We start from the raw sequence: 23,557 nt of genomic DNA, 5'->3' as shown, positions 1-23,557 counted from the left end.
GCATGATCACAGTACGCACGGTTTACTGAAAGCGTTGATCGGATCGCGCCGATTCTTCACTCGCCCACGAAGTTCGTCAGAATGAGAACAGAATCGACAAATGCAATCGGTCCGACTTGGGATACCGCGGGTGCACGACCCGTCGGGCGTAGTCCAGACGGATCGGCCCCACCGGCGCGATGTACTGCCAACCGATGCCCAAGGAAACCAGCATATCCTTGAGCGCGACGCGCCGGAAGTCCGCGAAGTTGTTCCCGGCGTCGAGGAAAAGAGTGAACCAGAGCTTGGACACCGCCGGCGTACGCAACTCGAGGTTGGCCATCGTCACGACGCGTCCGCCGATCGGCGCGCCGGTGGAATCGTCGACCGGACCGATCGTGTTCTCGGCGTACCCCCGAATCGAGTTGGCCCCGCCCAGATAGAACCGGTCCAGCGTGGGAATGAGCGTGCCCCCGGAGTGCGTATTCGCCCAAGCGAGGCGAAAACGCGACGCCAGCACCGTCGGGGCGCTGACGATCTGGTAACGGGCCCAGGAAATGTCCAACTTGTAAAAATCATCAGCTCCACCCAGGACACCACCGACATATTCCCCGTCCACGCGTGTGCGCGCGCCCGAGGTCGGAATGAACACGTTGGGCCGCGTGTCCCGTTCCGCCGCCACGGTCCAACGACGTCGAACACTGATTCCCTGCTGTTCCAGGAACGTTTGGTACTGATCCGCCGGTATACCGTAGATCGTCACACGTTCATAGATGAGCGAAGACCACCACCGAGCCGTCCGGCCAACACGCCGCGTCACATTCAACTCGCCGGAATAGGTCTCCACTTTGAAGTCTTGGGTCGCGGCGCGCACACCCGGCTGGTAGGCCAGGGTGAGTGTCGTCGGCAGACGCACACCAAAGACCCATGGCTCCGTATAGCGCGCGGCGAAGCGATGATGGAGCACCCGCCAGTCGGTGACGATGACGAATCCGGACTGGGCCGACAATGACCACTGACGCCCCGACCCCATCCAATTCCGGGAGCCCCACTCGACCGCGTAGTCCCACGTCAGGTCGCGTTCCGGATCCTGCCCGGCGCCGGTGCGGAATTCCACATATGAGGGGTCGCGCTCAACGACGCGAAGTTGGTAGTTGGCGCGCTTCGGCTGCCCCGGACCGGCTGAGTCAAACCCGGTCGGTTCCAGGTGAACGAAGCTGAACAGACCACTGGCATAGACATCCTGTTGGCGCCACGCCAGGCGTCGCTGGGAGAAGGCGGCGCCCGGTTCCCATGCGATCTCACGGCCCACCAGCCGCTCGTTGGTTTTCTCGGCTCCGCGGATGGTCAGTTCCCCCAAGACGACGGAATCTGCAGCGGTGAGATGAAGCTCGGCATCGATGGAGTCGGCGCGAGGATGGAGAGCCACGCTCATCACGGCCCGCGGGTGCCCCCGGTCAGCGCAGAGGGCACGCACACGATCCGCAACCAAAGCCATGGTCAACGAGTCGGCGGGAGCGCCACGAGCCAGAACTCGCAGCTCCCGCTGTCCCCGTGCCACGAGTGTCGGAGAGTCACCGTCCAAACGGACGCCCCCCCAGTAATAGCACGGGCCTTCGTTGATCGTGACGGTGACAATGGCAGCCCCGCTCTCATCAGGAGCGGCACTGATCTGCGCCGCCGCTTCCCAGAAACCCTGCCGTCGGTATGCGAGACGAATCGCCTCGCGATCACGATACTCGGCGCCGACCAGCAGGTGTGAACGATGGGCCAAACCCAGTTGAGCCCAGAATCCCGGCGCATGAATCTCCATCACGGCGCGAATCCGCCCGGCAGACAGCGCCCGGTTGCCGACCACATCGACGCGGGCCACCTCGGGACGTTTGCGTCGCCAGGTCCGTAGTGCCTCATCCTGTGCTTGTGCCAGTACGGGCAGCACCGAACCGCCGAGAGCGATCAACGCGGCGGCACAAATCAAAGCGCGTCGAGCGGGAGCGGGCGTCAATAGTCCCAATTGAAGTGCAGGTTGAGCCGGTAGCGACTGTCTTTGTCGCGGTTGCCTTCCAGGAACACATGTCGACCGAGGCGATATTCGAACCCGACCTCCTGCCCTCCGGCCACGTCAATCGGGCTGCTACCGTACAGATACAAATGCGGTGAGACATACCGACCGACGGTGATCTGCGCATTCAGCCCGCCGAGGGAGTTGATCTCCAACGTCTCAAGTCCGAGTCTGCGCGCCGCCGCTCGCTGGACCTCGGAGAGTAGCAACCCCGTGGCGGCGAACTTCAACCGGTTGGCCAAGGGATCGCCGGTCGTCGTTGTGTCGCTCCCACCGGATCCCGATGTCGTGTTGGTGGCCAGCAGCAGCAGTACGTCCTGTTCGGTGTAGGGCGCCTCGGGTTGAATCAGCGGTTCGGAGGCCCGGCCCCCGATATGCAGGTTCAGATCGACGACCTGGCTCGACGAGCCCGTCGCCGTCGCCTGCACCCGAGGCTGCTGAATGCGAAAGACGACGTCGATATCCAATTGCGGGTTCGGCTGAACCGGATCGTCAAAAGTGATGACGCCCCGCTTGATCTGCCCGACCTTGTCCAGAAGGTAGATCTTGCCGCGAACGAACTCCGCGGTGCCGATGTAGTTCACCTGCCCGCGCGAGCGCACCAGACGGAGGTCGGCCGACAGCTCAGCTTCGATCTGATCGTTACGCAGCCAGTAGTTTCCGGGCATGTCGATCAACATGTCCCAGTCCCACAGTGTCGTGTCGATCACCGGCGCCTCGGGTTCCGCCGCGAGCGGCTCGTGATCGTCGACACGCAGGGGATGAATCGTCCCCTTCACAATCGGCGGCGTTGACCCTTTCACCGTCAGATCGAAATCAGTGGTGACGGCGTAGTCCTCGAATTCGAAGCGCGCCGGAACATCGCGTCCCGTCACTGTGAGATCGTAGTCGAAGCGATCATACGATTCGACCAACAGCGATCCGACGGCACGGATGCGACCCCGCTTGCGTCCGTCGCGCACGATTCCGGTCGCCTTGTCGACACGGATCGTATCCTGCCGCAACGTGAGGTCAACCTGGACGTCTTCGATGGGATTGACGATTTCGAGCGCCTTGACTCTCGCCGAGCGCATGGTGCCGCTGCCGCTGAAGAGCGGCGATTGCGGCGTGCCGCCGACGGTCGCGGACAAAGAGTACGAGCCATGGATCGACTCCAATGTCTGCGGCCAGAAACTCACGATGCGATCGAGATTATCACCCGAGGCACTCAGCCGACCCGACAGCGGTTCGGCCAGAACGCGCTGATCGACAGTCTCGAAGCTCAGGTCGATCGGGAAGGTCCCGCTGGCGTCCACCTGAAAGTCGGGATTCTTCAGGCGAAGCCAATCGGCCACCAGACGTTTGTCCTCGTAGAACAACGCTCCCTCCAAATCACCAAAGTCGCGGTCCTGATAGCTGAGATCGGACAGTGCGCCGGTCAAAGAGAACCGCGGGGCGGCAAAGGTCCCCTGAAGGCGTCCCCGCGCCTCCAGCAAGCCTGCCAACTCAACCGTGGGAAAGAACCGCCGCCAGAGAGACTCCAGGCGGAATTGCTCCACTTCCCAGCCCAGGTCCATCCGTGTGTCGTAGTCGAAACGACCTTCCGCGTGGACTACACCAAGTGGCCCTTCAAATGACAGGGGAGCCAGACGAAATCCGACGGAGTCGACGACGATGCTGACGCTGTCGCCGGCGGAGTAGTGCTGGTTGTCCCACTGTATGGTCAAGGGATACAGTTGGACCGGGACCGTGTCGGCCGACCAGTTGAGCCACCCGGCCCCTTCCACGTCGACGTTCGGCGACGACCAATGCGCCCAATCGATGACGACGTCATGCGCCATCAAACGGGCCTTCAATTCGATCGAATCCGTCGCCACGTCCCATGTGGATGATCGTCCCCAATGGGCTTCCACAGTGCCGGCACGCTCGTACAGGAACCGCGGAACAGAGAACCGGGCGGAGAACTCGTTCGTGTAGAGATCGTACATGCGCAACGTGTCGGACGCCACGGTCCCTTCCAAGTCGGGATCGCGAGTCAGCCCGCTGAGGATGATCCGGCCGCTCCCCCGTCCGGCCAAGGAGTCGATGAAGATCATCGGGTCCCACCGGCTCAGGTCGCCGCAGGTGACATCGGCGAAGAGGTCCAACGAATCGGCGAAGGCGACCGTCCCGCCGCCGACGAAGGTCGTCCCGTTCAGTTCCACTGTGAAATCGCCACCCAGAATCAGTGAGTCCGATGTCACCCCGATGGCGCCCCGAGCACGCTGGAAGTGCACGTCATCAAATACGCCGGCACTCATGTCGACGTCGCCGCGCACGCGCAGATCATCGCCGGTGGAACCCAGACCTTCCAGCCGAACGAACCCCGAGAAATCGCTGGTATACGTCCCCTCGGCAAGGCGTTCCAGGTTGAGATCCCGCACGTTCCCCGTGTAGCTCCACCGTATGGGATGGGCCTCCCAATCCACGTGTGCCGTACCGTGCCAGCGGGCATCGGCGATATTCCCGGAAATCGAGTCAAAAGCCAGGTGACCCGGCTCGGCAGTAAACCTGACAGCAACGTCCTGCAGCACAAACCCCTCGAGCGTGCCCGTCGTGATGACGTCACCGGTCCACCGCTTCCCTTCCCAGTCGGCTCGGATCTTCCCGTCTACATTCAGACGTCCCCGTATACCGAGATGGACGATGGCCTCGACATCATCCAACACCAGCGGCCGCCCCTGCACACGCCACCGGTCCGCGGTCCCCGACAACAAGAGGTCCGACTGCCCGGCTCGCAGGACGAGTGAATCGCAGACCCACCCGGCGCTGGTGATATCGCAGCGTCCAGCCGCGGAGACCGACCCAAGTGCATGGGAGTGGGCTGACATGTCCCAGAGTCGCAGGTGGACATCTCCCTTTTGGGCGGCGAGCAACGCGTCCATGCGTACCGCGTCCACGATCGGCACCGTGTCCCCGACCCGCCAGAGCGCGGCATCTTCGATGATAATGGAGCGCAAGGACAGATCGAAAGCGCCTCTGATTCCTCCTTCTGATGCGGAAGTCCGGTGTAGCGACCGCCACCGCGCCGCCAGCGAATCTCGTGGCAGGAAGAGCCGAACCTGCGAAAGCCGGATGCTATCGATGACGTGTCCCTCGGACAGGAGAGTCCGTACGTCATAGGCGAGCACCAGCTGCCCGACGGTGACCAGAGTGTCAAGAGTGCCCCCGCGCCCCGGGGCTGTGATGACGATGCCGCTGGCGCCGACGCAAGAGAGGACGTTTCCGGATAGAGAACCGATGCCGACGCGAACGTCCGTGATCGGTTGGAGTGTCCGGTTGATCCTGTCCACCAGACGATTCTTCAACCACGGGGACTGGGTCAGCCAGATGTATGTGCCGACCCCGACGACCAGCACAAAGCTCAAGGTCCAAAGGGGGATTTTGAAGCGTTTCCGCATACTGCCAGGCCGCGCCGCGTCGAACTCACAGGCCGCCCCACCGAGTCGGACTCACGATACGATGCTCGGAGGGCCGGGGCAAGGCCATCGCGAGTACCGTCATGTCAGCCGAGCGAGATCGGCACGGCGTGCGTCAGTGTTGGCCTGTATGTCTGAGAGCCGACAATTCCTGTTGCAGCGAGTCCACGATCTGTTCCAGGCGGCGCAGGCGCTGCGCCCAGTCTGTCGGTTCTTGATCCCCCTTCGGTGCCGCACCCAGACCGGGCCTGTCGGGTCGTGCCAGCCGATCTTGGACAATCGCGGAAGGGAGCCAGAAGGGAGAACCACCGGATGGACCTAACGCAGAAGACGAGGGCGCGGTGCTGACCTGCAGCTCGGGCAGATCCGCCCGGCCCGCTTCCAGCGCGACCTTAAGCGGTTTGCCACCTCGGAGCAGGTCGATCATCAGCCGTTGCCCGGGACGGGACTGAGAGATGATCTGACGGAAGCGTCGGACGGACGGGACAACCTGGCGATCAACTGTGACAATCACATCCCCCTGTTTGATCCCGAAGCGTGCCGCCGGTGTGTGTTCCACGACCCCGGTGACCAAGACACCGTTCTCGGTCTTGAAGTGGGCGGCATACCAGCCGGTCAGATCTTCAACATACACGCCGATGTAGGCGGGCGCTTCAAAACCGACATCGGTGACACGCCCGGCCGCCCGCAGTGCCACCGTGATCGGAATGGCCAGCGAGACGGAGGAGGTCGGCAATTCCAGTCGCCGGCCGGGAACGGTGACAGACCCACGTCCCTCACCGGCGGGCAGAAGGAGTGGATCGACATAGAACGGCTCGGAGATCTTGGCCTTGACAAGACCGATGACTTCGCCGCGGCTGTTCACCAACGCGCCGCCGGAACTCCCGGCGGAAACACCCAGCGACATCTGGATTGTCCCATCGGGCCGGAACCCATTGACCTCCCCCCACGACAACCCGCCGGAGTATCCGTAGGAATTCCCGATGGCCGCGACGAACGATCCCACGCCAAGGTTCGCGCCGTCTCCGAACCGGGCCGGCACGAGGTTGGTGGCGGTAATCTGCAGAACGGCGACGTCGCCATGAGTGCCGAGCAGCGTCGCTTGAAAGAGCCGTCCATCGGCCGATTCGACCCAAAAATCATCGGCATCCTCGATGACGCGTGACGTGGTGAGGATTCGGCCGAGCGTATCCATAATGACACCGGAACCCACGGAAAGCGACGATGACCCCGCCTTCGGGGTGCGGCCCGAGTCCATGCGGCAGGCGGAGCGAATCGTGACCACGGAAGGAGAAACAGCATCGACCACGGTTCGTAGTTCATGCTCGAGCGCCTGCAGCAAGGAACCGGGCGGACCTCCCGGCACCCGGGCCTGCGACATGCCATGGACTGCGATGCCGCCCAACGACGCGGCAAGCGCCAGACATAGGTATCGTGTTGTCAGCTTTGGGATGTGCCTACACCGATCGCCATGGTCCATTCAGTCAGTCTCCGTTGCTCCCCTCGACCTCTTCGCCCTGCTTTGCACCAGGGTTCCATGGTATTTTACACCCAAGACCGGATTGGGCGCCACGATCTTAGGGCGATTGGGTGCGCCGGATGGCACAACCTCGCCGTTCTGCGAAAGAAAAGGCCGCAACCGCGGCCCTTCTCAAGCCCTACAGGGAATTCGGTTAGAAACTGTCTTTGCGCGAGACCTGCTCGGTAGACACTGTAGGCAGAACATAGCGGGTCGGGAGTTTCTTGGAGGTTGGGTCATTGAGGCCGACCGCCTCAACGATATAGTTCTCCGGCAGCCGACCAGCCGCCAGATACTGCTCCTGAAGGCGACGCATCTCCGGCGTCAGACCTTCCACAGGGGTCAGCGTCGCGGGCAGTGCGGAGGACGTTGACAACTCTCCGGCCGCGTCCACCTTTCCCTGCGCGAGCGGACCCGGCGCCGGAGAAAGAAACCGATAGGCACCCAGACCGACGCCGACCACGAGCGTGGCGGCTGCCAGGGCTAGAACGGGACGGGGAATGACGGGGATGAAGCGCCGGCGCCAAGCGGGACGGGACTCACCGGTCTCGACACGTCGGATCGCCGCCCGCAACCGCAGATTGAAGTCGGGACGCACCGAGACCTTCTCCAGACGCTCGGCCAAAGCACCGATCTCCGAGAAGTAGAAGCCCTCCCGTCGGCATTCAGGACATGCCGAAAGATGGGCGTCCAAACGCACCCGCTGGCGTTCGGACAGCGTCCCGTCACAACGTGCGGACAGGTACCAACGTGCCTTGCGACAACGCACCGGATTGCTCCAACTTCGGTTTCAGTTCATCTTTCAACACCGCACGGGCGCGATTGACCCGTGACTTGACCGTCCCCAGTGGGACTCCCAAAATCTGAGCGACTTCCTCGTACGGCAATTGCTCAACGTCGCGCAACAGGAAGGCCTCCTTGTACCGGATCGGCAAGCGACCGATCGCTCCTTGGAGGAGGTGACCGAGGGCTGAGGGCCCCATCTTGGTGTCGGGGATGTCGACACCTTTCTCCGAAAGATCGAAGAGACTGTAAAACTTGAACTTACGGCGTTTCCGCAACTCGTTCTTGCCCAAGTTCAGCGCGATTGTATAGATCCAAGTCGACAGACAGTACGAAAAGTCATAATCCTGGCGATGTGTCCAGACACGAAGGAAGGTCTCTTGGACCAGATCCTCGGCCTCGTTTTGATCGCCGAGCATCCGGTAGATGATGTTGACCAGTCGTGACTTGTACCGATCCACGAGTTGCTCGAACGCGTCGTAGTCATCCTGCTGGACTCGACGCATCAGCCCATGGTCGATGGCTTTTGAGGTATCCAATGTCTCCTCTCCCCTCCGCGGGTTGGGGACTTCATTCTCCCCTATTACCCGCTGGCTCCGAGAGACGTTCCACAAAAATATATGCCGAATTCCTGTCGATCCAAGCTCGAAAGCTGCGCCGGGCCAATCCGTCGGGTAACTTATTGAACGACAAGCTGCTGGCATTGTCGCGATCCGGTCGGTGCCGGGCCGTGGCAGGCCCTCCCGGGAGATTGGCCTAAAGAAACGGCAGTCCCCAATCCACCGGCGCACAGAATCGGTGCCACCGGGAGCACAACCAAGCCTGTTTCCCACCTCGGAGCGTTCCTCAGCCCCTGGCCGAGCCCTCATGCGCTGAGAGGTAGATCGTGGCGTGGCACCCGTTTTTGTATTGACAGGTTTCCACGGACGGGAGATTATCCACAGTGGCAGGGTGTACTTTATCCGAGAGGGGACAAATGAAGAATCTACGGTGGTCCTGGGCGGGGCTTGTGGCCTCGTTGCTTGTGTTGGTCACTGCCACATCGGCGGACGCGCAACGGTCGTCTCGATACCGAGGCCTGTCCAACGACGAGAACATCGGTAATGAACGAGCGCCGCGCCGTATGATCGACAATCCCACAGCGGGGATGCTCGGCCGTGGTTCATTCGACACCGAATTGCGCGCCTTCCCCGACGGCGGCATGCTCGGGATTCTGCAGATCGGTCTCACCAAGAACTGGATGGTGGGCATCGCCTATGGGGGAACCAACATCATCGCCGCGCATGATCCGCAATGGAACCCCCACATGCAGTTCCTCACGCGGTTGCAGTTGATCGGCGAGACGATGGCGCTCCCCGGTCTGGCGGTCGGTTACGAGGACATCGGTTTCGGGCCGTGGATCGACTCGCTGGACCGATTCGACATCAAGTCGAAGGGCTTCTATGCGGTCGTGTCGAAGGCCTACCGCGGCACCAGTTTCACCTCGTCGCTCCACGGCGGCGTCAACTACTCACGCGAGCGTGCGGACAAGGACGACGACGTCGATTTCTTCTTCGGCAGTGATCTGCGTTTCGACAACAACATCGGATTCGTCGTCGAGTATGATCTGGGTTTGAACGACGATCGCAAGCATCACAGTCTGGGCAAAGGCGAGGGGTATCTCAATGCCGGGGCGCGGTGGACGGTACTGGAACGAGTCCTTATGGAGTTCAATCTCAAGGACATTCTGACCAACCGGCGCGGGAGCAACACCATCGGGCGTGAGCTCCGGCTGATCTACGTCGAGTCGTTCTAGGCGACAATTCGGGTGTGTTCTCCGCGTCGGTGCGCAAGGGGCTGAAGCCGCTTGTCCTCGCGGAGTCGGCTTCACAACCTGGCAGAGATCACGAATATCATGGGCAAACAAGGGGCTTAAGCCCCTTGTTGACCCACGGTGTTGGCTCGGACGGGACGCCGGATCCCAGTGACCTCTCCCCTGCCGAAGCCGATCCATCTCAGTAGGTACATGCCAGTGCCGAGGGTGGCTCCGGGCGCCGAAATTGTCGTTTATGACGGCAACGGGAGGGGGTCGCCGGGCGTAGAAGCTCTCGGTGGGGTGCACGTGGACGGCGGAGAGCCGGTCGTGCCGGAAGAACCTGAGGTGGATGATGGCTGAACCAATGAGAACCGGTCCGCGTGCTCCCGCGCTCTGGGCCGCCCCGATTGTAGTCGCCCTGGTGTTCGGACTGGTCGGGTGCTACACCATGCTGAAGCATCCGATCACCGAGAACGAGGGGCCCGAGCGAACCGACGCGGATGTCCACTCGCAGGAGTACTACCGGCAGAACTGCCTCGACTGCCACGCGGATTATGCCACATACCCCTACGGATATTTCTATGGGTTCTACCCGGAGTACTACTTCGAGAACCCGCGCTGGGGGTACTACTACGCCTACCCGTGGTGGTGGGACCACCAATGGTACGAACCCGATGCGGCCGAGGCCGGTGGCGACGAGGGAACCAGCTCCACCAAAGCCGAGCGCCGGGGCGGGATCGTCCCACCGTATGTTGACCGTGCCCCAGCGGTCTCGGCACCGGGCGGCACGGGCGGAGGGTATCGTGCCATTGGCAGTGGTGTTGGTACCGGCAAAGGTGGGACTGGGACCGAACCCGGAGGGGCGGGACCGGGAACGACACCGACCAAGACCCGCGTGAAGATAACCGGGCAAACGCCGCCCGACAGCACCGGCACCACGGAGCAAAAGACAACAGACAAGAAGGCCGATCGACGCGGTGGTGTCCCGCCGAATTGAGCGGCCGTGCGAAAGTTGAGGGTACGGTGATACGGACAATGCGATTGGTCGACCGGGTACGCCGCATCGGGCTCGGCGCAGCCCTCATGTTCGTCTGCGTCAGCACGGCGTCGGCCCAAGTGTTTGATACCGAGGCATTGGGCCAGGAGACGCTCTGGTCTGACTTCTTCGGCAGCGATGCGCGGGCCATGGCGATGGGCAACACGGGATTGGCGTTTTCCCATGACGGGTCCGCCATGATCTACAACCCGGCCAATCTGGCCAAAATCAAACGCATTGAGTTCCGCGCGGGGTTGTCACATCAGCGGCTGGCGAACGACACGCGCCTGTTGTGGGGTGGGCAGGCATTCACCGACGATCGCAATCTCAACAAGACGCGCATCAACGCCTTGTCGCTCACGGTACCGGTACCGACTTATCGCGGATCGCTCGTCTTCGGCTTTGGTCTGCATCGGATCAATTCATTTGATCGCGCCTTTGGCGTACTGTACGACGAACTGGGCACCAGCGGCGTCGCCACCGATCGCGGCCGTGAGTTGGAGACCGGCGGCATTTGGAAGTGGACGGCGGGTGGTGCGGTCGATATATCGCCGCGGCTGTCCACCGGCATGTCTTTGCACCTCCTCACCGGCAAGGACGACTACCAGTGGAACCGCGAGGACAACCGCACGGCCAATACGATCACGGAAGACCAGACGATCAACCTGGATTACGTCGGCGTGTCGGCCACCGCCGGACTCACATACGCGATTTCGCCGGTGGTATCTGCGGCGCTGACGCTTGAGACGCCCACCTACCTCGCTGTCGAGGAGAACGCCAGGCTGGTCGTCGATACTCTGGATTCGGAATGGCAATGGTACGATGAGACGACCTCCAACTACCAGATTCTACGTCCCCTGGCGTTCGGTCTTGGATTGGCGGCTTCAGTCCGGCAATTGAACATCCTCGGTGATTTGCGATACACGGATTGGACGCAATTGGATTTCAGTTACGATGATCCGGCTCTCAAGAATGACGAGGCCGCTGCCAAGCGCTTTATCCAAGACAACCTCACCGAAGTCTTGGGCGTAAACATCGGCGCCGAATACCTCATTCCCGATCGAGGTGTGACCCTCCGGGCCGGGTACTTCCGCGACCCGCTCCCGGTCGATGCGCGATTCATCGAATCACAGCGGCAGTACGTGACCGCCGGCGTGGGGCTTCTCATCGACCGGGTGATGACACTCGATCTGGCCTATGTGCAGGGCGGGTATGAGCTGCGCAACGACGACCCCGGCACGTATTTCGCCAAGTACAAGACCCGGCGGGCGTTTGTGACGTTCGGGTATCGGATCTGAATTCCGACCACATGCAGGCCGAATTGGTAGGGGTGTATTGCAATACGCCCCTGCTCTGCCATAAGGGAATGCCTCCTTGGGCACGGCACGCCGTGCCCCTACAATCCCATCGTCTCCCACTGAGATAACACGGCGCGGCAGTAGTCACGGACCTTGGCGATGGCGCCGGCGCGATAGCGCTGGGCCTTGTCGGGATCGAAATCGGGGGCGCCCTCGTCGGACTTGTAGATGATGATCGGGCCGGGATAGGGATAGGTCGTGATGGCCGGATCGAAGGGGAAGATCATCTTTTCGGAATACCAGTCGCGATGAATCGTTTCGGGCCGGATGGCCAAGACGTAACCGTTCTCGTCCGTGCCAGCGTGTCCTCCTGATTGACCGTAGACCTCTTCGCACACTGGATTGGCCAGCACCCACCAATCGACGACGAGCATCTTCAGCCCGGTCTCGCTGTGGACCGCCCACGCGGCCTTCTTCAACGATTGCGTGTTGCCGCCATGGCCATTGATGACGATCAGACTGTCGAAGCCCCACCCCGCGATGCCGCGAAAGACGCTCGTGCAATAGGCGGCGAAGATCTCCTCGTCGACGGAGATCCCGCCGGGGTAGCCGGCGAGGCCGCGCACCTGTCCATAGTGGATGGGTGGACAGATGAGCGCACCGAGATCGACGGCCATCTGCGTCACCAAGTCGATGGGAATGAAGTTGTCGGTTCCCAGCGGCGCGACGCCATGGGCCTCGATGGTACCGACCGGGATGATGGCAACCGCGAATTCCTCCGGAACCCGCTTTTGAAACTCCGCCCAGTTGAGATCCTCCCAATAGACAGGCATGGTCAAGTTCCCTTCTCCACGCTGTGGCTGAAGAGGAATACTCGTGTGGTAGCGCAGGAGCCCTGCGCTCCTGCGGCTCTTGTCAGGTGCACAGGGCACCTGACCTACGAACTATGCTACGACCCTGTCCCCTTGCCGTCGCCGGCACCGGGCTTGTCGCGCATGAACTCGGCAAGGACCGCCTCCGTGCAGCGCGCCGTCTCCTCGTCACCCGTGAATCGGCAGTGATTGATCTCCCGCACGATGAACTCGAGGTCTTCCTGATGGCTGACATCATATGACAGGTCGATCTCCTGCCACGTCATGCCGGCGGCGGTTAGCGCCGACGTGGAGTCCTTGTATGAGGTGTCAGTCCCAATCGATACCAACGCGGCCGCTTCGGGAGAGTCGGACCGGAGACCAACCAGATAACAGCCGCCCTCGATGGTCGGGCCGAGAATCAGCGGATGGCGTTTGAGATGGTTCAGCGCCGACTGGATCAACTCCGAGCGAATCGTCGGGATGTATCCCGCCAACAGAATGATCTGCGCATAGCCGTTCTCCAGACACCGCCGCAGATTCTCGGTCGTCCGCTCGGCGATCGGCGCCACCGCTTGGGCGATCAGTTCGGTGCGCTCGGGCAAAGACTGGAAGGCGCGGCGCCGGGGAAAGCGCTCGACCAGATTGGCAATCGCATCGCGCCCCCACACCAGCCGGGACGACGGGGCGAAGGCGATCTTGATGTCGACTTGATTGATCGCGGCCACCTGGCAGAGCGTATCCTCAAAGAACGCGCGCTTCAGCCGCAGCATCTGCACGTCATCAAAGACGCGCAGCACCGGCACCGGCTCGTTCTTGCCGACGGGGTTGCGCAACTGGATCAGGATGACTGAGCGGACGGCCATGCACCAATTTCCCCGGGTGGATTATAACACCTTCGCCGAGCGGGACACAAGAACAGCGGGGCGCAAAGTGGAATCGCTATGCACGACGGTACAGCCCGTGCGAACGAATGTACAGGACCACGGCAGCGGGTGTCATGAAGTCGATTGTCAGACCGGCGGCGATCCTCACCCGGAGCAACGAAGACGAGACATCGATGCGCGGCATTTCGATGACGTGTTTCAGGGGAGCGGCCGGGGCCAGGGGATCAACCCCGCGCTGCACGCCGACCAAGTGCGCCAATGCGGCGACCTCCTGATGGTCTTTCCACGCCGAGAAGTCGCGCAGCGCATCGCCCCCGAGCAACAGGAAGAACTCGCCGTGTGCGTACTCGTCACGGAGCGCCCGCAGCGTGTCAATGGTGAATGAGATTCCACCCCTTTGCCCCTCAATGTCACTGATGGACACGCCGGAGTCATCGCCGACCGCAAGGCAGAGCATTTCGTACCGGTCGGCGAATGATGCCTGAGGCGTCGTTGACTTGAGCGGTGAACGGACGTTCGGGACCAACAGGAGCCGGTCGGCGGCCAACTGCTCGCGGGCACACACGGCGAGCACCAAGTGACCGACGTGGACCGGATCAAACGTCCCGCCGAGGATTGCGATCCGCTGCGCCATCGCCGCGCCCCACCCAGTCAAGAAGCGATCCCGCGCAACGCCGTCTACGGGCCGGCCTGCAGTTGCTCGCGGCGCCGGGCCAACTCAGCCACGCGCTTCCGCGCCTTGGCCGTTCGCGGATGATCGGGATACACGTAGATCAGTTTCTCGTAGTACTCCTGCGCCCGGTCCAGCGAGTCGAGCCGCCGATGCCCCTCGCCAATGTAAAACAACGCCTCAGGCACCAGCGGCGAATCCGTGAACTCGTCGATCAGCCGCTGGAGGTAGATGCGGGCCGCCTCATACCGCCCGAGGCGGTGATAGAGCACGCCGGTCTTGAAATCCCGCTTCGACAACCGACCGTCCGCCTGAGCCACCAGCGAATCGACGGTGGGCAGATATGGCGACAGCGGATGGTTGTCTTTGAACAATCGCAGTTGTACCACCGCCTCCTGGGTGCGATCCTGGTCGAGTGCCGAGTTGCTCGGCGCCGTCAGCAGCAGAGAACGGCACCGCATCATGTCGGCTTCGTCGACGAGGGGACTGGTCGGATAGCGCGACCGCAGACGCCGGAATTCGTCGGCGGCGATGACATAGTCTTTCTGCCGGTAGGAACACATCGCCAGAAGGAACTGCGCCGAGTCCACGACCGTAGCGCCGGGGTGATTGAAGATGACGCTCTCCAGCGCGATCTTGGCCTTGTCCCATTTCTTGTGCTCGTAGAGGGAACGTGCTTGGGTGAACATCTCGGGAGCCGAACCGGGAGTCGGTGGGACATGGTGGGCGCTGCACGAGAGCAGCAGCGCCGCGCCCAACGCCAATGCCAGCCGCATCACGTGCCCCGGGTTGCCGGCAGCTGTCCGTCTCCAAGTACTCATCGGCCCGATCATGGCGGTGAACTTACTGGGATCGGGTCCCGGGGCCAAGTGCGAAGATCGGCGTGTGTCCCATGAGGACGGCAATGAGTCAACGAACAACCAGGAAGAGGACGGCGAGCACGCCGGCTGCGGCAGCAGCGCTCAACGCCGGAGCCGCGGCCCGCTCCCAAGCCGTGCTCGGCGCTTCCGGCGAGAGAACATCGACCGAGGGATCGGCCAACGTCGGCAGCATTCGCTTGGGGATCCGATCCTCAAACGTTGTGTCGGCCGTGTTTGTCCAGAGCATCTCGCTGCCGGACGTATCCCAGAGACTCACCGACAGACCGATCGTGACGGTCCGTTTCAACCAGATGTGTCCCAGAAAGCCGTCGTGATGGGGATCGCTCAACTCCAATCGACAGGTCGACAGGCGATAGCGTAACAGCCAGCTTCCACCGTCGTCGGCCGTGTCATTCATCTGTTGCTGACGAACCAACATCCCCTTGGTATACAGCTCGTGGGTTGAGGCCGCTTCAAACCAGAGTGCCGCCTCCGGCTGTTCGCCATCCGGGACGATGCTCAGCGGCTTGCCCCGGCGGTAGGGAAACTCCGAGTACACGTTCTGCGTGGTGACCCGGATGGCGTTGCGGACGAAATCGGCGTGCGTCGGAGTCACCACCGCGGAATCCGCGGATGCGAGACAACGAGCGACGAAGATCAGATGAAGGAGAACCAGCAGTCCGAGATGAACGGGGACTCTACGGGTCCTGTGTGTTGGCGTTGCGGCAGAGCGGCAGCGAAGCATGGCGGAACTGGAGCCAGTGGTAGGTGGCCAGGACGCGTTGAACATACCCGGTCGGCAGCGGTTCGCCGGTCGACAGTCGCAGTCGGACCGCCCCCTCGCCGTGATTGTACGCCACCAGCGCCTTTTCCACACTCCCAAAATCATCGATCAAATCAGATAAATACGTGGCGGCCAACCGGAGATTGAACTCGGGCTCGAAGAGACCATCGTCGCCCGGCCAGTCCTGACCGAGGCGGGCCGCGACGGCGCGTCCGGTCGAGGGAAGGAGCTGCAACAACCCCCGGGCGCCCATCACCGACATGCTGCGGGTCCGGAAACTCGACTCGACATCGATCATCGCCAGCAATAACAGAGGATCGATCCGGTGGCGCCGGCTGTAGTCGTAGACATGGCGGGCCAAGTGGGCGGCTTCATCCGGGGATAGCCGGGTCTGCAGATCCTCGATCGCCTCCAAGATGCGCAGCCGCTCCCGCAGGCGGGTAATCTCGTCATTCTGGCGTTCAAACTCCGCTCTTTGCTGCCTCAGAGTCTCGGTGAGCGCCACATTCTGGCGCGCCAGATGGACGAAACCCACCAGAGGCAAGACCCACGCGGCCACGAGCGCAGCGGCCATGGGCCAGCCAATGCTCATGCCGCGCCGTCGCACGATCAGAAGCCGTCTTCTCACGCGGGCCTCCCCGGTGGATGATCCCGCAGAGAGGCAGCCCCTCGCGAGTGTACGATTCGTCCCGCCAGATCCACACCTTGGGCAGAGTCGATTTCCACGTGATAGATCCCGGGGCCGGTGACGTGCGCCGCCGCGACCGTAACATGACCGTCGATCTCCGGGGCATCGTGAATCGAGCGTCCAACCCAGGAGCCGGTGCCGTCGCGCCGCTCCAACAGACAAGGCAGCGTCCGGCCGACCTTGTCAACGGACTGCATCGCCGACCAGCGGTCAAACACCTCGGTGAGCCGCGCCACTCGTTCCCGCGCCACCCGAGGAGGAACCAGCGGACGCAATTGTGTGGAGGCCGTGCCCTCCTCGGTCGAATAGGCAAACACACCCATCCGTTCGAAGGAGTTGTCCGCCGCGAAGGCCACCAGTTCCTCAAAGTCGGCCCCGGTCTCCCCCGGATGGCCGACGATGAACGTTGTGCGTAGCGCCAGATCGGGACGAACGCGACGGAGCGCGTCGATCTTCTGCTGTGTCGCCGCCCGCGTCGTGTGACGGTTCATCAGCCGCAGCATGTGATCGGAGGCGCGCTGCATCGGCATGTCGAGGTAGGAGACGATCTTCTCACACGCCCCGAAGACGGCGATGTGTCGCTCCGTCAGAAACGCCGGATGGGCATACATCAGACGAATCCACAAGTCTCCCGGCAAGGCGTCAAGTGCCTCCAACAGCGTTCCCAAGTCCGTGCCATCGTGGAAGTCGATGCCCCAGGACGTCGAATCCTGCGAGACCAGAATGATCTCGCGCGTGCCGCGATCGACCAGCGCCGCCACCTCATCGCGGATCGCGACGAGGGGCCGTGACCGGAGGCGGCCTCGTATCGAGGGAATCGCACAGAAGCGGCAGCCGTTATCGCAGCCGTCACCGATCTTCACATAGACGGACAACGGGGCGGGACTTCCAGCATCCGCGACCCACGGGGACTCGTCCTCGCGATAGACGACATCGGGCTTGTCCACCCAGCACGCCGGCGCACCCGACGGCAAGGGCATCGTCAGCGCCCGGGCCACGAGATCGGGACGGTTGAAGCCGATCACCGCATCCAGGAACGGGATGTCTTTGGCCACCGCAGTCGGGTAACGCTGCGCGAGACACCCGGTGACGATCAGCCGCCGCAATGCGCCTTGGCCATTCAGGGCCTCTTTGCGGGCAACCCCCTCCCAGACAGCTTCCAACGACTCCAGTTTGGTCGCTTCAATGAAACCGCAGGTGTTGATGACTTCCGCATCAGCGTTCGCTGGGTCGTCGACCACCATCCATCCCTGCCGTTCGAGATGGCGGATCAACGCCGCCCCATCGGCTTCATTCTTGGGGCAACCCAAGGTGCGGACATAGACACGACCACGTACGCTCATGCGCCTAACCCTTGAATCCGTAAAGCGGGACTATTCGACCGCTCCGCCGCGACGGCGGGTGCGATCGGTGTTCGGGAGGACAATGCGCTCAACACCACGCGGGTAGACAAATCCAAAGGGGTCTTTGCCTTCCATGATGTCGAAGCGGTAGTCGCTGAACGTCAGTTGCGCGGTTTCTTCGTTGTAGTCGACGTAGGAGGCGGACGCCGCCCAGTGTGTCCGGCAATCGATCCAAAGTGTCAGACGCTGGATCGGTGCGGTCTCGGTCTTGGCCGCCAAGCGCACCTGCCAGGAGGGATGTGTCCCGACCGTATCGAGCCGACAATCTACAACGAGGAAATCCTGCCGCAACGAACCGAAGAAACCGGCGGGGCCGAACTCAAGAGAATCCAGACCACCGACCCGGAGAGTGACCTGCTTGGTGCTCGGCGTGTAGGTCCACAGAGTGTCGGCGCCACGCACGATCGTCTGCGTCGGGCTCTCCACCCGGTAGCGTTTGGGTGGACCGAGCCAGAGCGTTCCGGCCTCCGGCTCTCGTTCCCCGAAGACCAGCGAATGCGCTTCCTTGCGGTATTTCAGCCGGATGATCTGCTGGGCGCTGACTTGCTTCTCGAACAATGAGACCGCGGAGTCGGCCGAACAGGCGAGTGCCTGCTCCGGTGCCTGTAGGGGCAGCCCGATCACGGCCAGAAGGCCCAATAAGCCAAAGACACCGCCCCTTCGGGTGGGCGCTTTGGACTTTGCATGGCAACAGACGGTCGGCGACAGCATCGCGAGCTTCCCCAAACGCACAATGTCCGGACTGAACCAATATAACGCCGCAAGTCGAATCGACAAGGTCTTAGTATGGAAATATGACTGCGGAGTTCCGGTTTTCAGGCGAGACGGGGCTTGGTCAGGGTCAACTGCGACTGACCAACCCATTGAACAATAACGTATTAACGACAGCGTGGGGGAATCAGGAGACGGCGCGGGCGAACTTGTCTTCGTAGTCCGCCATCGTCCACAGGACCTCGCGGGCCTTGCTGCCATCGTAGGGGCCGACAACCCCGGCCTCTTCGAGGCGGTCGATCAGACGGGCGGCACGCTGGTAGCCGATCCCGAGCCGACGCTGGAGCAACGAGACTGAGCCTTGCTGGTGGCGGACGACCAGTTCGGCGGCCTCTTGGAACAGGCGATCGCCATGGTCGTCGACTTCATCGCCTTCTTCTTCCCCACTCCCGTCATTCTCGACGGTCGCGGAGAAGCTGGGGAGCGCCTCCGGCTCGATCATCTGGCTGCGGAGGAACTCGACGATGGCCGTCGTTTCAGCACCGGAAATATAGGCGCCATGGATACGTGTCGGCTCGGCCTTCCCGGGCGACAAGAAGAGCATGTCGCCCCTGCCGAGGAGCTTTTCGGCCCCGTTGCCGTCCAAGATGGTGCGCGAGTCGATCTTGCTGGCCACCTGGAAGGCGATCCGACAGGAGAAATTCGCCTTGATCAGCCCGGTGATGACGTCGACCGACGGGCGTTGGGTTGCCAAGATCAGGTGGATGCCGACGGCCCGTGCCATCTGCGCCAGACGCGTGATCAGAAGCTCGATGCGCGCCGCCGACTGGCTCATCATCAGATCGGCAAGCTCATCGACCACGATGATGATGTACGGCAGCTTGCGCCCTCCGGGGGCCAGAGTGTTGAAGTCGGCGACATTGCGCACACCCTGGGAGGCCAAGAGCCGATAGCGCTCATCCATCTCCTTGGTGGCATCGGCCAGGAGCCGTTCGGCGGCCCGGGGATGAGTCACGACCGGCCGTTCCATGTGCGGGATACCGGCATAGACCGACAGTTCAAGTCGCTTGGGGTCGACGAAGAGCAGCCGGACGTCATTGGGATGATGCCGGAACAGAAGCGACGTGATGATCACATTGATGCAGACACTCTTCCCCGATCCGGTTGCGCCGGCAATCAACAGGTGGGGCATGTTGGCCAGATCGGCCACATACGGCTGGCCGTCGATCGTTTCTCCCAACGCCAACGGGAGCGCAGCGTCGGAATCCAAGAACTCAGGGCTACCGAGGATCTGGGCCAGTTGGACGGTGTCGGGATCGTGATTGGGGACTTCGATACCGACCGCCGCCTTGCCGGGAACCGGGGCGACAATCCGGACCCGCGACGCCGACAGCGCCAATGCCAGGTCATCGGCCAAGCCGACCACCTGATTGACCTTGACGCCGGGCGCAGGTCGGAATTCGTAGCGCGTAATCACTGGACCGGGGAAGGCCTCAATCGGACCATCGATGCCGACGTCGAAGGTCTCCAGCGCCTTGGCGAGTAGCTCGGCGCCGCGGCCATCGACCCGCCTTCGATGTTGCGCCTCCAGTGGTGCCAGAAGATCGAGCGTCGGCAACTGGTATGAGTCGCCGTTGCCATGGCGGGGGACTGGACGAGGCCGTGGCGCTGGTGCTGGACGCTCCGGCTCGAACTGGAATGCCGGTTCGGGCGGTTCATCCTCTGCCTGCTCATTGGTCGCCCAAGCCGGGAGCTCCAGATCATCCGGGTTGCCATGGCCGTTGTCGGCCTCAGCCGCCGCCAACGCCGCATCGGCGAGCGCCCGACGGCGACGTTCCTCCTGCCAATTGCGGTACGGAGTTACGAGACGCCGCCACAGTCCTGCCATGGCCCGGCTCCAGAATGTGGGCGCATGTGTCTTGCCCCTCTTCACCGGGTGTTTGGCCGGCTTCTTGGACCATTGGATGTTCAGCTTTTTCCAGGGAATGGCCAACAGCACGGCCCCGAGCAGAATGGAACCCAGGACCAGGATCCCGCCGACGACGCCCAAGAGATACGACACCCACTCGGCGACCTGCCGTCCTGTCTGCCCGGAGACGGTCAGCGCACCGGCAACCCACTCGGGCGAAGTGCGAGCGATCGGAAGGTCAACGGCAACACCGAGGACAAACACCCAGACGAGAAGCCAAAAGGCGTAGCGCACCGGTTTTTCGGGCCGGGACTTCAGGAAGCGCCGTACACCGACCGCCCCGATTAGGAGCGTAAGGAAGAAGGCGGAGAGACCGAACCACTCGTTGAAGGCGTACGCGACCAATGCCCCGACTGTCCCGGCGAGATTGCGCGCCTGATAGGCCGCAACCCACTCCTCGTCGGGACCAGCGGAAATCCACTCGTCGTCGCCGGGGGCATGGGTCGCCAACGACAGCCCGATGAACAGGCAGACGACGATCAGGAGAAATCCAAAAATCTCACTCTTGCGCTGATATGTCAGCGCCGAGAACCACCGCATGGCGAGCGGCCCCTCCCTTGCCGGCCCCTTGCGGAGCCAGCCCCCTGGACCATCAGAGAAGCAACCGGCCCCCTCCCCGGCTGTCAATGGCAAAGTTGGATGTCGCGTTGCCTTGAGGACCGGCGTTTGTAGGGGTCGATCTGAGATCGACCCCTCACGGGCCGGTCTCAGACCGGCCCCTACGAGAACCTTACCCGTGGGAATCGTAGGGTGGGCTCTGCCCACCATGCGGCGCTACAAAAGAGGTGGGCGGAGCCCACCCTACAGGGAATTGAATTGGATTTCGGACAGCGGGTTTTCAACCCGCTGACGGTGGGTGCGGCTTGCCCTGAGCGCAGTCGAAGGGAGCACCCACCCTACGGCGCGCACGGATTGCAGAATTCCGTCGCCGTATTCGCCCCGCGGAAGGCGACATTCACCGCCTTGACGACATCCACGACCGTTGTCACGCCGTCGCAACTGACGTCGGTGCGCTCGCGTGGACACAACGGATCGGTCTCTGGTGTAGCGCCGCGAAACGCCACGTTCACAGTCTGCACGACGTCCTGGAGGTTGGCCACGCTGTCGCATTGCGGGTCGCCGTGGCAGGGGCAGGTGCAGCAGGCACAGTTGTCGACGCGGGACGCGCCGTAGATCGTGCCATCGTGGGCATTGGCCGCATCCAATGCGATGTCGCCCGAAGCCTCGTCGAAATGCCACAATGCCGTGCTGCCGTCCGGCGTGCACTCTCCCGTCAGGCAGAATTCCGAGGGAGCCTTGGCAGCTCTACTTAGCCGCACTTCGTCAATATCGCCCTTGAAGTGCTCTGACGAGATGTAGAAGTTCCGGCCGATGTTGAGCTGAAACCATGATGTTCCTGTCGCGCTCGCGGTCCGCTCGGCATCCAGCATCCCATCGATGTACAACCGCATCGTAGTACCGTCGAACGTTCCAGCGAGATGGTAGCAGCCGCCAGCCTGCAATACAGTGTTCGAGGCGAGCCCGGCACCCGGCAAAGAGAATTCCACCGTGCCGTGCGGAAGGAGGCCAGGGCCCCGGACTCTGAGATCGTAACCACTGTAGCCTGTAAGGTGAGAAACTATATTGAAATCGCTGACGGTCGGGATCTCCTCGAGCCGGATTCGTGCCTCGACCGTCAGTGCTGAGTTGTCGTTGGCAAAGGGTGGCACATAAACATAGTCATCAACACCGTCGAACCGTAGTCCCCGTCCGAAGATCGTGGACGAAAGGCAGTCGTATTCGACGATGAAGCAATAGGAATATGGCGCCCCGTAGACGACATCACCCCTGAAGTCATTCCACGTTCCCGGGATCTCGGGTGGGTTAGTCGCGCCCCACATCCCGGCCGCGTTCTCACCGCCAGCGCTGTTGTTCGGTTCTCCCACAGCCCAATTCGAATACTCGACAGCAGTACCGTGGTCCCAGAATGTGTCCGAAGAGTCAACCCACACCCAGGTAGATTCGCTTACCTCGTAGCCGCCTATGTAACAGCCTTCCAAAGACGGTAGGATAGAGGCGATGAAATCGTTCTCTGCCTGCGACCGAATGCTAGCTAAGTACCCGCCCAGCGCAGTGGCGGAATCACGTGCCTGGTTCCAGGTGACGCTAGCGGGATTCACAACCTCATACCAATGCCCCGTCCCCAGGAAGTAGACCGGCGGGGATGCATCTGCGGTGGCTACCACAACGGTAAGAAAAGCGGCAACGGTGAGCACTACATGGTCCTTCATAGCACCTCCTATTCGACCCCTTGGGCCGTTGGTACAGCGGCGGGGACATGGATTGTCGCCGCCAACAGGTTTGGGCCACCCAATGGACAAACGCACAGCCCCATGCCCCCCGCCAAGAGCAAAGCGCCGAGCCGACGCATGATCACCTCCGAATGAACCGTTTGTGAAAAACCGAACCGCCAAGGGCAAGATAGTGCCAGGGCGTTGGGCGTCAAGGGGATTCTCAAACGGACAGACAGGAATGGGCGTGTTGAAAAAGCCACCGTTTCCGTGGCGCCGGGTGCCCACACCCGGCGCAAGTGGCTGTGCATCAACGGTCGGGTGTGGGCACCCGACCGCACATGGGCGGAATTGGGAGGTTTTTCAACAAGCCCAGGAATGTCTGTCCTCCTGACGATCGAATTGTGGTGTAGGAGGACAGGCATTCTTGGGCCTGTTGAAGAACCCCCTACTTCATCCCCACAAAGGAGAACCGCGGAGCCGGTTCTGTCATGGGACGTCGCCGCCACGTTTTTCTTGTGCGGGTCACGCGTATGGACGCGCTGAGGCGCTGTG

The 23,557-nt window shown here is 62.2% G+C and carries 19 protein-coding genes; 3 read left to right on the top strand and 16 right to left on the bottom strand.

Annotation, left to right across the window (positions count from 1 at the left end; translation table 11 throughout):
• Positions 1-76: 76 nt before the first annotated feature.
• The 5 genes from AB1792_00095 to AB1792_00075 form a co-directional block, all read right to left on the bottom strand.
• The gene (locus AB1792_00095; GenBank protein ID MEW5700621.1) at positions 77-1,957 is read right to left on the bottom strand and encodes a BamA/TamA family outer membrane protein; all 1,881 of its coding nucleotides are present in this window, start codon (positions 1,955-1,957) and stop codon (positions 77-79) included.
• Between the two features lie 23 nt (positions 1,958-1,980).
• The gene (locus tag AB1792_00090; GenBank protein MEW5700620.1) at positions 1,981-5,460 is read right to left on the bottom strand and encodes a translocation/assembly module TamB domain-containing protein; all 3,480 of its coding nucleotides are present in this window, start codon (positions 5,458-5,460) and stop codon (positions 1,981-1,983) included.
• 133 nt (positions 5,461-5,593) lie between these two features.
• Complete coding sequence (locus tag AB1792_00085) at positions 5,594-6,958, bottom strand: trypsin-like peptidase domain-containing protein (GenBank protein MEW5700619.1); 1,365 nt, start codon at positions 6,956-6,958, stop codon at positions 5,594-5,596.
• A 193-nt stretch (positions 6,959-7,151) separates the two neighbouring features.
• Positions 7,152-7,766 carry a zf-HC2 domain-containing protein gene (locus AB1792_00080; GenBank protein ID MEW5700618.1) on the bottom strand — a complete coding sequence of 205 codons (615 nt, stop codon included), beginning with the start codon at positions 7,764-7,766 and terminating at the stop codon, positions 7,152-7,154.
• A complete protein-coding gene (locus tag AB1792_00075) occupies positions 7,723-8,319 on the bottom strand; it encodes a sigma-70 family RNA polymerase sigma factor (GenBank protein MEW5700617.1) in 597 nt (198 codons plus the stop codon). The genes AB1792_00080 and AB1792_00075 overlap by 44 nt, the downstream gene beginning before the upstream one ends.
• Before the next feature lie 437 nt (positions 8,320-8,756).
• Here AB1792_00075 and AB1792_00070 point away from each other — a divergent pair, with 437 nt between their 5' ends.
• From AB1792_00070 to AB1792_00060, 3 genes are all read left to right on the top strand, one after another.
• Positions 8,757-9,575 (top strand): hypothetical protein, encoded by an 819-nt coding sequence (locus AB1792_00070; GenBank protein ID MEW5700616.1) that lies wholly within the window; start codon positions 8,757-8,759, stop codon positions 9,573-9,575.
• Between the two features lie 364 nt (positions 9,576-9,939).
• Positions 9,940-10,572, top strand: coding sequence for a hypothetical protein (locus AB1792_00065; protein ID MEW5700615.1), 633 nt, complete (start codon positions 9,940-9,942; stop codon positions 10,570-10,572).
• A gap of 38 nt (positions 10,573-10,610) precedes the next feature.
• Positions 10,611-11,909, top strand: a complete 1,299-nt coding sequence (locus tag AB1792_00060; GenBank protein MEW5700614.1) for a hypothetical protein — start codon at positions 10,611-10,613, stop codon at positions 11,907-11,909.
• Between the two features lie 98 nt (positions 11,910-12,007).
• On the opposite strand, the gene AB1792_00055 is transcribed toward AB1792_00060, so the two are convergent.
• The 11 genes from AB1792_00055 to AB1792_00005 form a co-directional block, all read right to left on the bottom strand.
• Positions 12,008-12,742 carry a creatininase family protein gene (locus AB1792_00055; GenBank protein ID MEW5700613.1) on the bottom strand — a complete coding sequence of 245 codons (735 nt, stop codon included), beginning with the start codon at positions 12,740-12,742 and terminating at the stop codon, positions 12,008-12,010.
• A 116-nt stretch (positions 12,743-12,858) separates the two neighbouring features.
• Positions 12,859-13,626, bottom strand: coding sequence for a DUF2064 domain-containing protein (locus AB1792_00050; protein ID MEW5700612.1), 768 nt, complete (start codon positions 13,624-13,626; stop codon positions 12,859-12,861).
• A 76-nt stretch (positions 13,627-13,702) separates the two neighbouring features.
• A complete protein-coding gene (nadD, locus tag AB1792_00045; protein MEW5700611.1) occupies positions 13,703-14,302 on the bottom strand; it encodes a nicotinate-nucleotide adenylyltransferase in 600 nt (199 codons plus the stop codon).
• 23 nt (positions 14,303-14,325) lie between these two features.
• Positions 14,326-15,138 carry an outer membrane protein assembly factor BamD gene (gene bamD, locus AB1792_00040; GenBank protein MEW5700610.1) on the bottom strand — a complete coding sequence of 271 codons (813 nt, stop codon included), beginning with the start codon at positions 15,136-15,138 and terminating at the stop codon, positions 14,326-14,328.
• 88 nt (positions 15,139-15,226) lie between these two features.
• The gene (locus AB1792_00035) at positions 15,227-15,793 is read right to left on the bottom strand and encodes a hypothetical protein (GenBank protein MEW5700609.1); all 567 of its coding nucleotides are present in this window, start codon (positions 15,791-15,793) and stop codon (positions 15,227-15,229) included.
• Positions 15,794-15,875: 82 nt separating this feature from the next.
• On the bottom strand, positions 15,876-16,589 hold the full coding sequence (locus tag AB1792_00030) for a transglycosylase SLT domain-containing protein (protein ID MEW5700608.1): 714 nt from the start codon (positions 16,587-16,589) through the stop codon (positions 15,876-15,878).
• Positions 16,586-17,992, bottom strand: coding sequence for a 30S ribosomal protein S12 methylthiotransferase RimO (gene rimO, locus AB1792_00025; protein ID MEW5700607.1), 1,407 nt, complete (start codon positions 17,990-17,992; stop codon positions 16,586-16,588). The genes AB1792_00030 and rimO overlap by 4 nt, the downstream gene beginning before the upstream one ends.
• A gap of 30 nt (positions 17,993-18,022) precedes the next feature.
• A complete protein-coding gene (locus AB1792_00020) occupies positions 18,023-18,763 on the bottom strand; it encodes an outer membrane lipoprotein carrier protein LolA (GenBank protein MEW5700606.1) in 741 nt (246 codons plus the stop codon).
• A 187-nt stretch (positions 18,764-18,950) separates the two neighbouring features.
• On the bottom strand, positions 18,951-21,272 hold the full coding sequence (locus AB1792_00015; GenBank protein ID MEW5700605.1) for a DNA translocase FtsK 4TM domain-containing protein: 2,322 nt from the start codon (positions 21,270-21,272) through the stop codon (positions 18,951-18,953).
• A 356-nt stretch (positions 21,273-21,628) separates the two neighbouring features.
• The gene (locus AB1792_00010; protein MEW5700604.1) at positions 21,629-22,612 is read right to left on the bottom strand and encodes a LamG domain-containing protein; all 984 of its coding nucleotides are present in this window, start codon (positions 22,610-22,612) and stop codon (positions 21,629-21,631) included.
• A 398-nt stretch (positions 22,613-23,010) separates the two neighbouring features.
• A complete protein-coding gene (locus AB1792_00005) occupies positions 23,011-23,142 on the bottom strand; it encodes a hypothetical protein (protein ID MEW5700603.1) in 132 nt (43 codons plus the stop codon).
• Between the last annotated feature and the right edge of the window lie 415 nt (positions 23,143-23,557).

The sequence above is a fragment of the Candidatus Zixiibacteriota bacterium genome, from assembly GCA_040752595.1.
In the GTDB taxonomy this organism is placed as follows: domain Bacteria; phylum Zixibacteria; class MSB-5A5; order WJJR01; family WJJR01; genus JACQFV01.
This window is presented reverse-complemented; position numbering and strand designations above follow the sequence as displayed.

Bases quoted from the DNA above. Each gene is read 5' to 3' on its own strand.
- bamD (MEW5700610.1), bottom strand. From the start codon at position 15,138: ATGAGTACTTGGAGACGGACAGCTGCCGGCAACCCGGGGCACGTGATG.
- AB1792_00070 (MEW5700616.1), top strand. From the start codon at position 8,757: ATGAAGAATCTACGGTGGTCCTGGGCGGGGCTTGTGGCCTCGTTGCTT.
- AB1792_00020 (MEW5700606.1), bottom strand. From the start codon at position 18,763: ATGCTGTCGCCGACCGTCTGTTGCCATGCAAAGTCCAAAGCGCCCACC.
- AB1792_00085 (MEW5700619.1), bottom strand. From the start codon at position 6,958: ATGGACCATGGCGATCGGTGTAGGCACATCCCAAAGCTGACAACACGA.
- AB1792_00005 (MEW5700603.1), bottom strand. From the start codon at position 23,142: ATGCGTCGGCTCGGCGCTTTGCTCTTGGCGGGGGGCATGGGGCTGTGC.
- AB1792_00090 (MEW5700620.1), bottom strand. From the start codon at position 5,460: ATGCGGAAACGCTTCAAAATCCCCCTTTGGACCTTGAGCTTTGTGCTG.
- AB1792_00015 (MEW5700605.1), bottom strand. From the start codon at position 21,272: ATGCGGTGGTTCTCGGCGCTGACATATCAGCGCAAGAGTGAGATTTTT.
- AB1792_00065 (MEW5700615.1), top strand. From the start codon at position 9,940: ATGAGAACCGGTCCGCGTGCTCCCGCGCTCTGGGCCGCCCCGATTGTA.
- AB1792_00010 (MEW5700604.1), bottom strand. From the start codon at position 22,612: ATGTGGGGCGCGACTAACCCACCCGAGATCCCGGGAACGTGGAATGAC.
- AB1792_00055 (MEW5700613.1), bottom strand. From the start codon at position 12,742: ATGCCTGTCTATTGGGAGGATCTCAACTGGGCGGAGTTTCAAAAGCGG.
- AB1792_00050 (MEW5700612.1), bottom strand. From the start codon at position 13,626: ATGGCCGTCCGCTCAGTCATCCTGATCCAGTTGCGCAACCCCGTCGGC.
- AB1792_00060 (MEW5700614.1), top strand. From the start codon at position 10,611: ATGCGATTGGTCGACCGGGTACGCCGCATCGGGCTCGGCGCAGCCCTC.
- rimO (MEW5700607.1), bottom strand. From the start codon at position 17,992: ATGAGCGTACGTGGTCGTGTCTATGTCCGCACCTTGGGTTGCCCCAAG.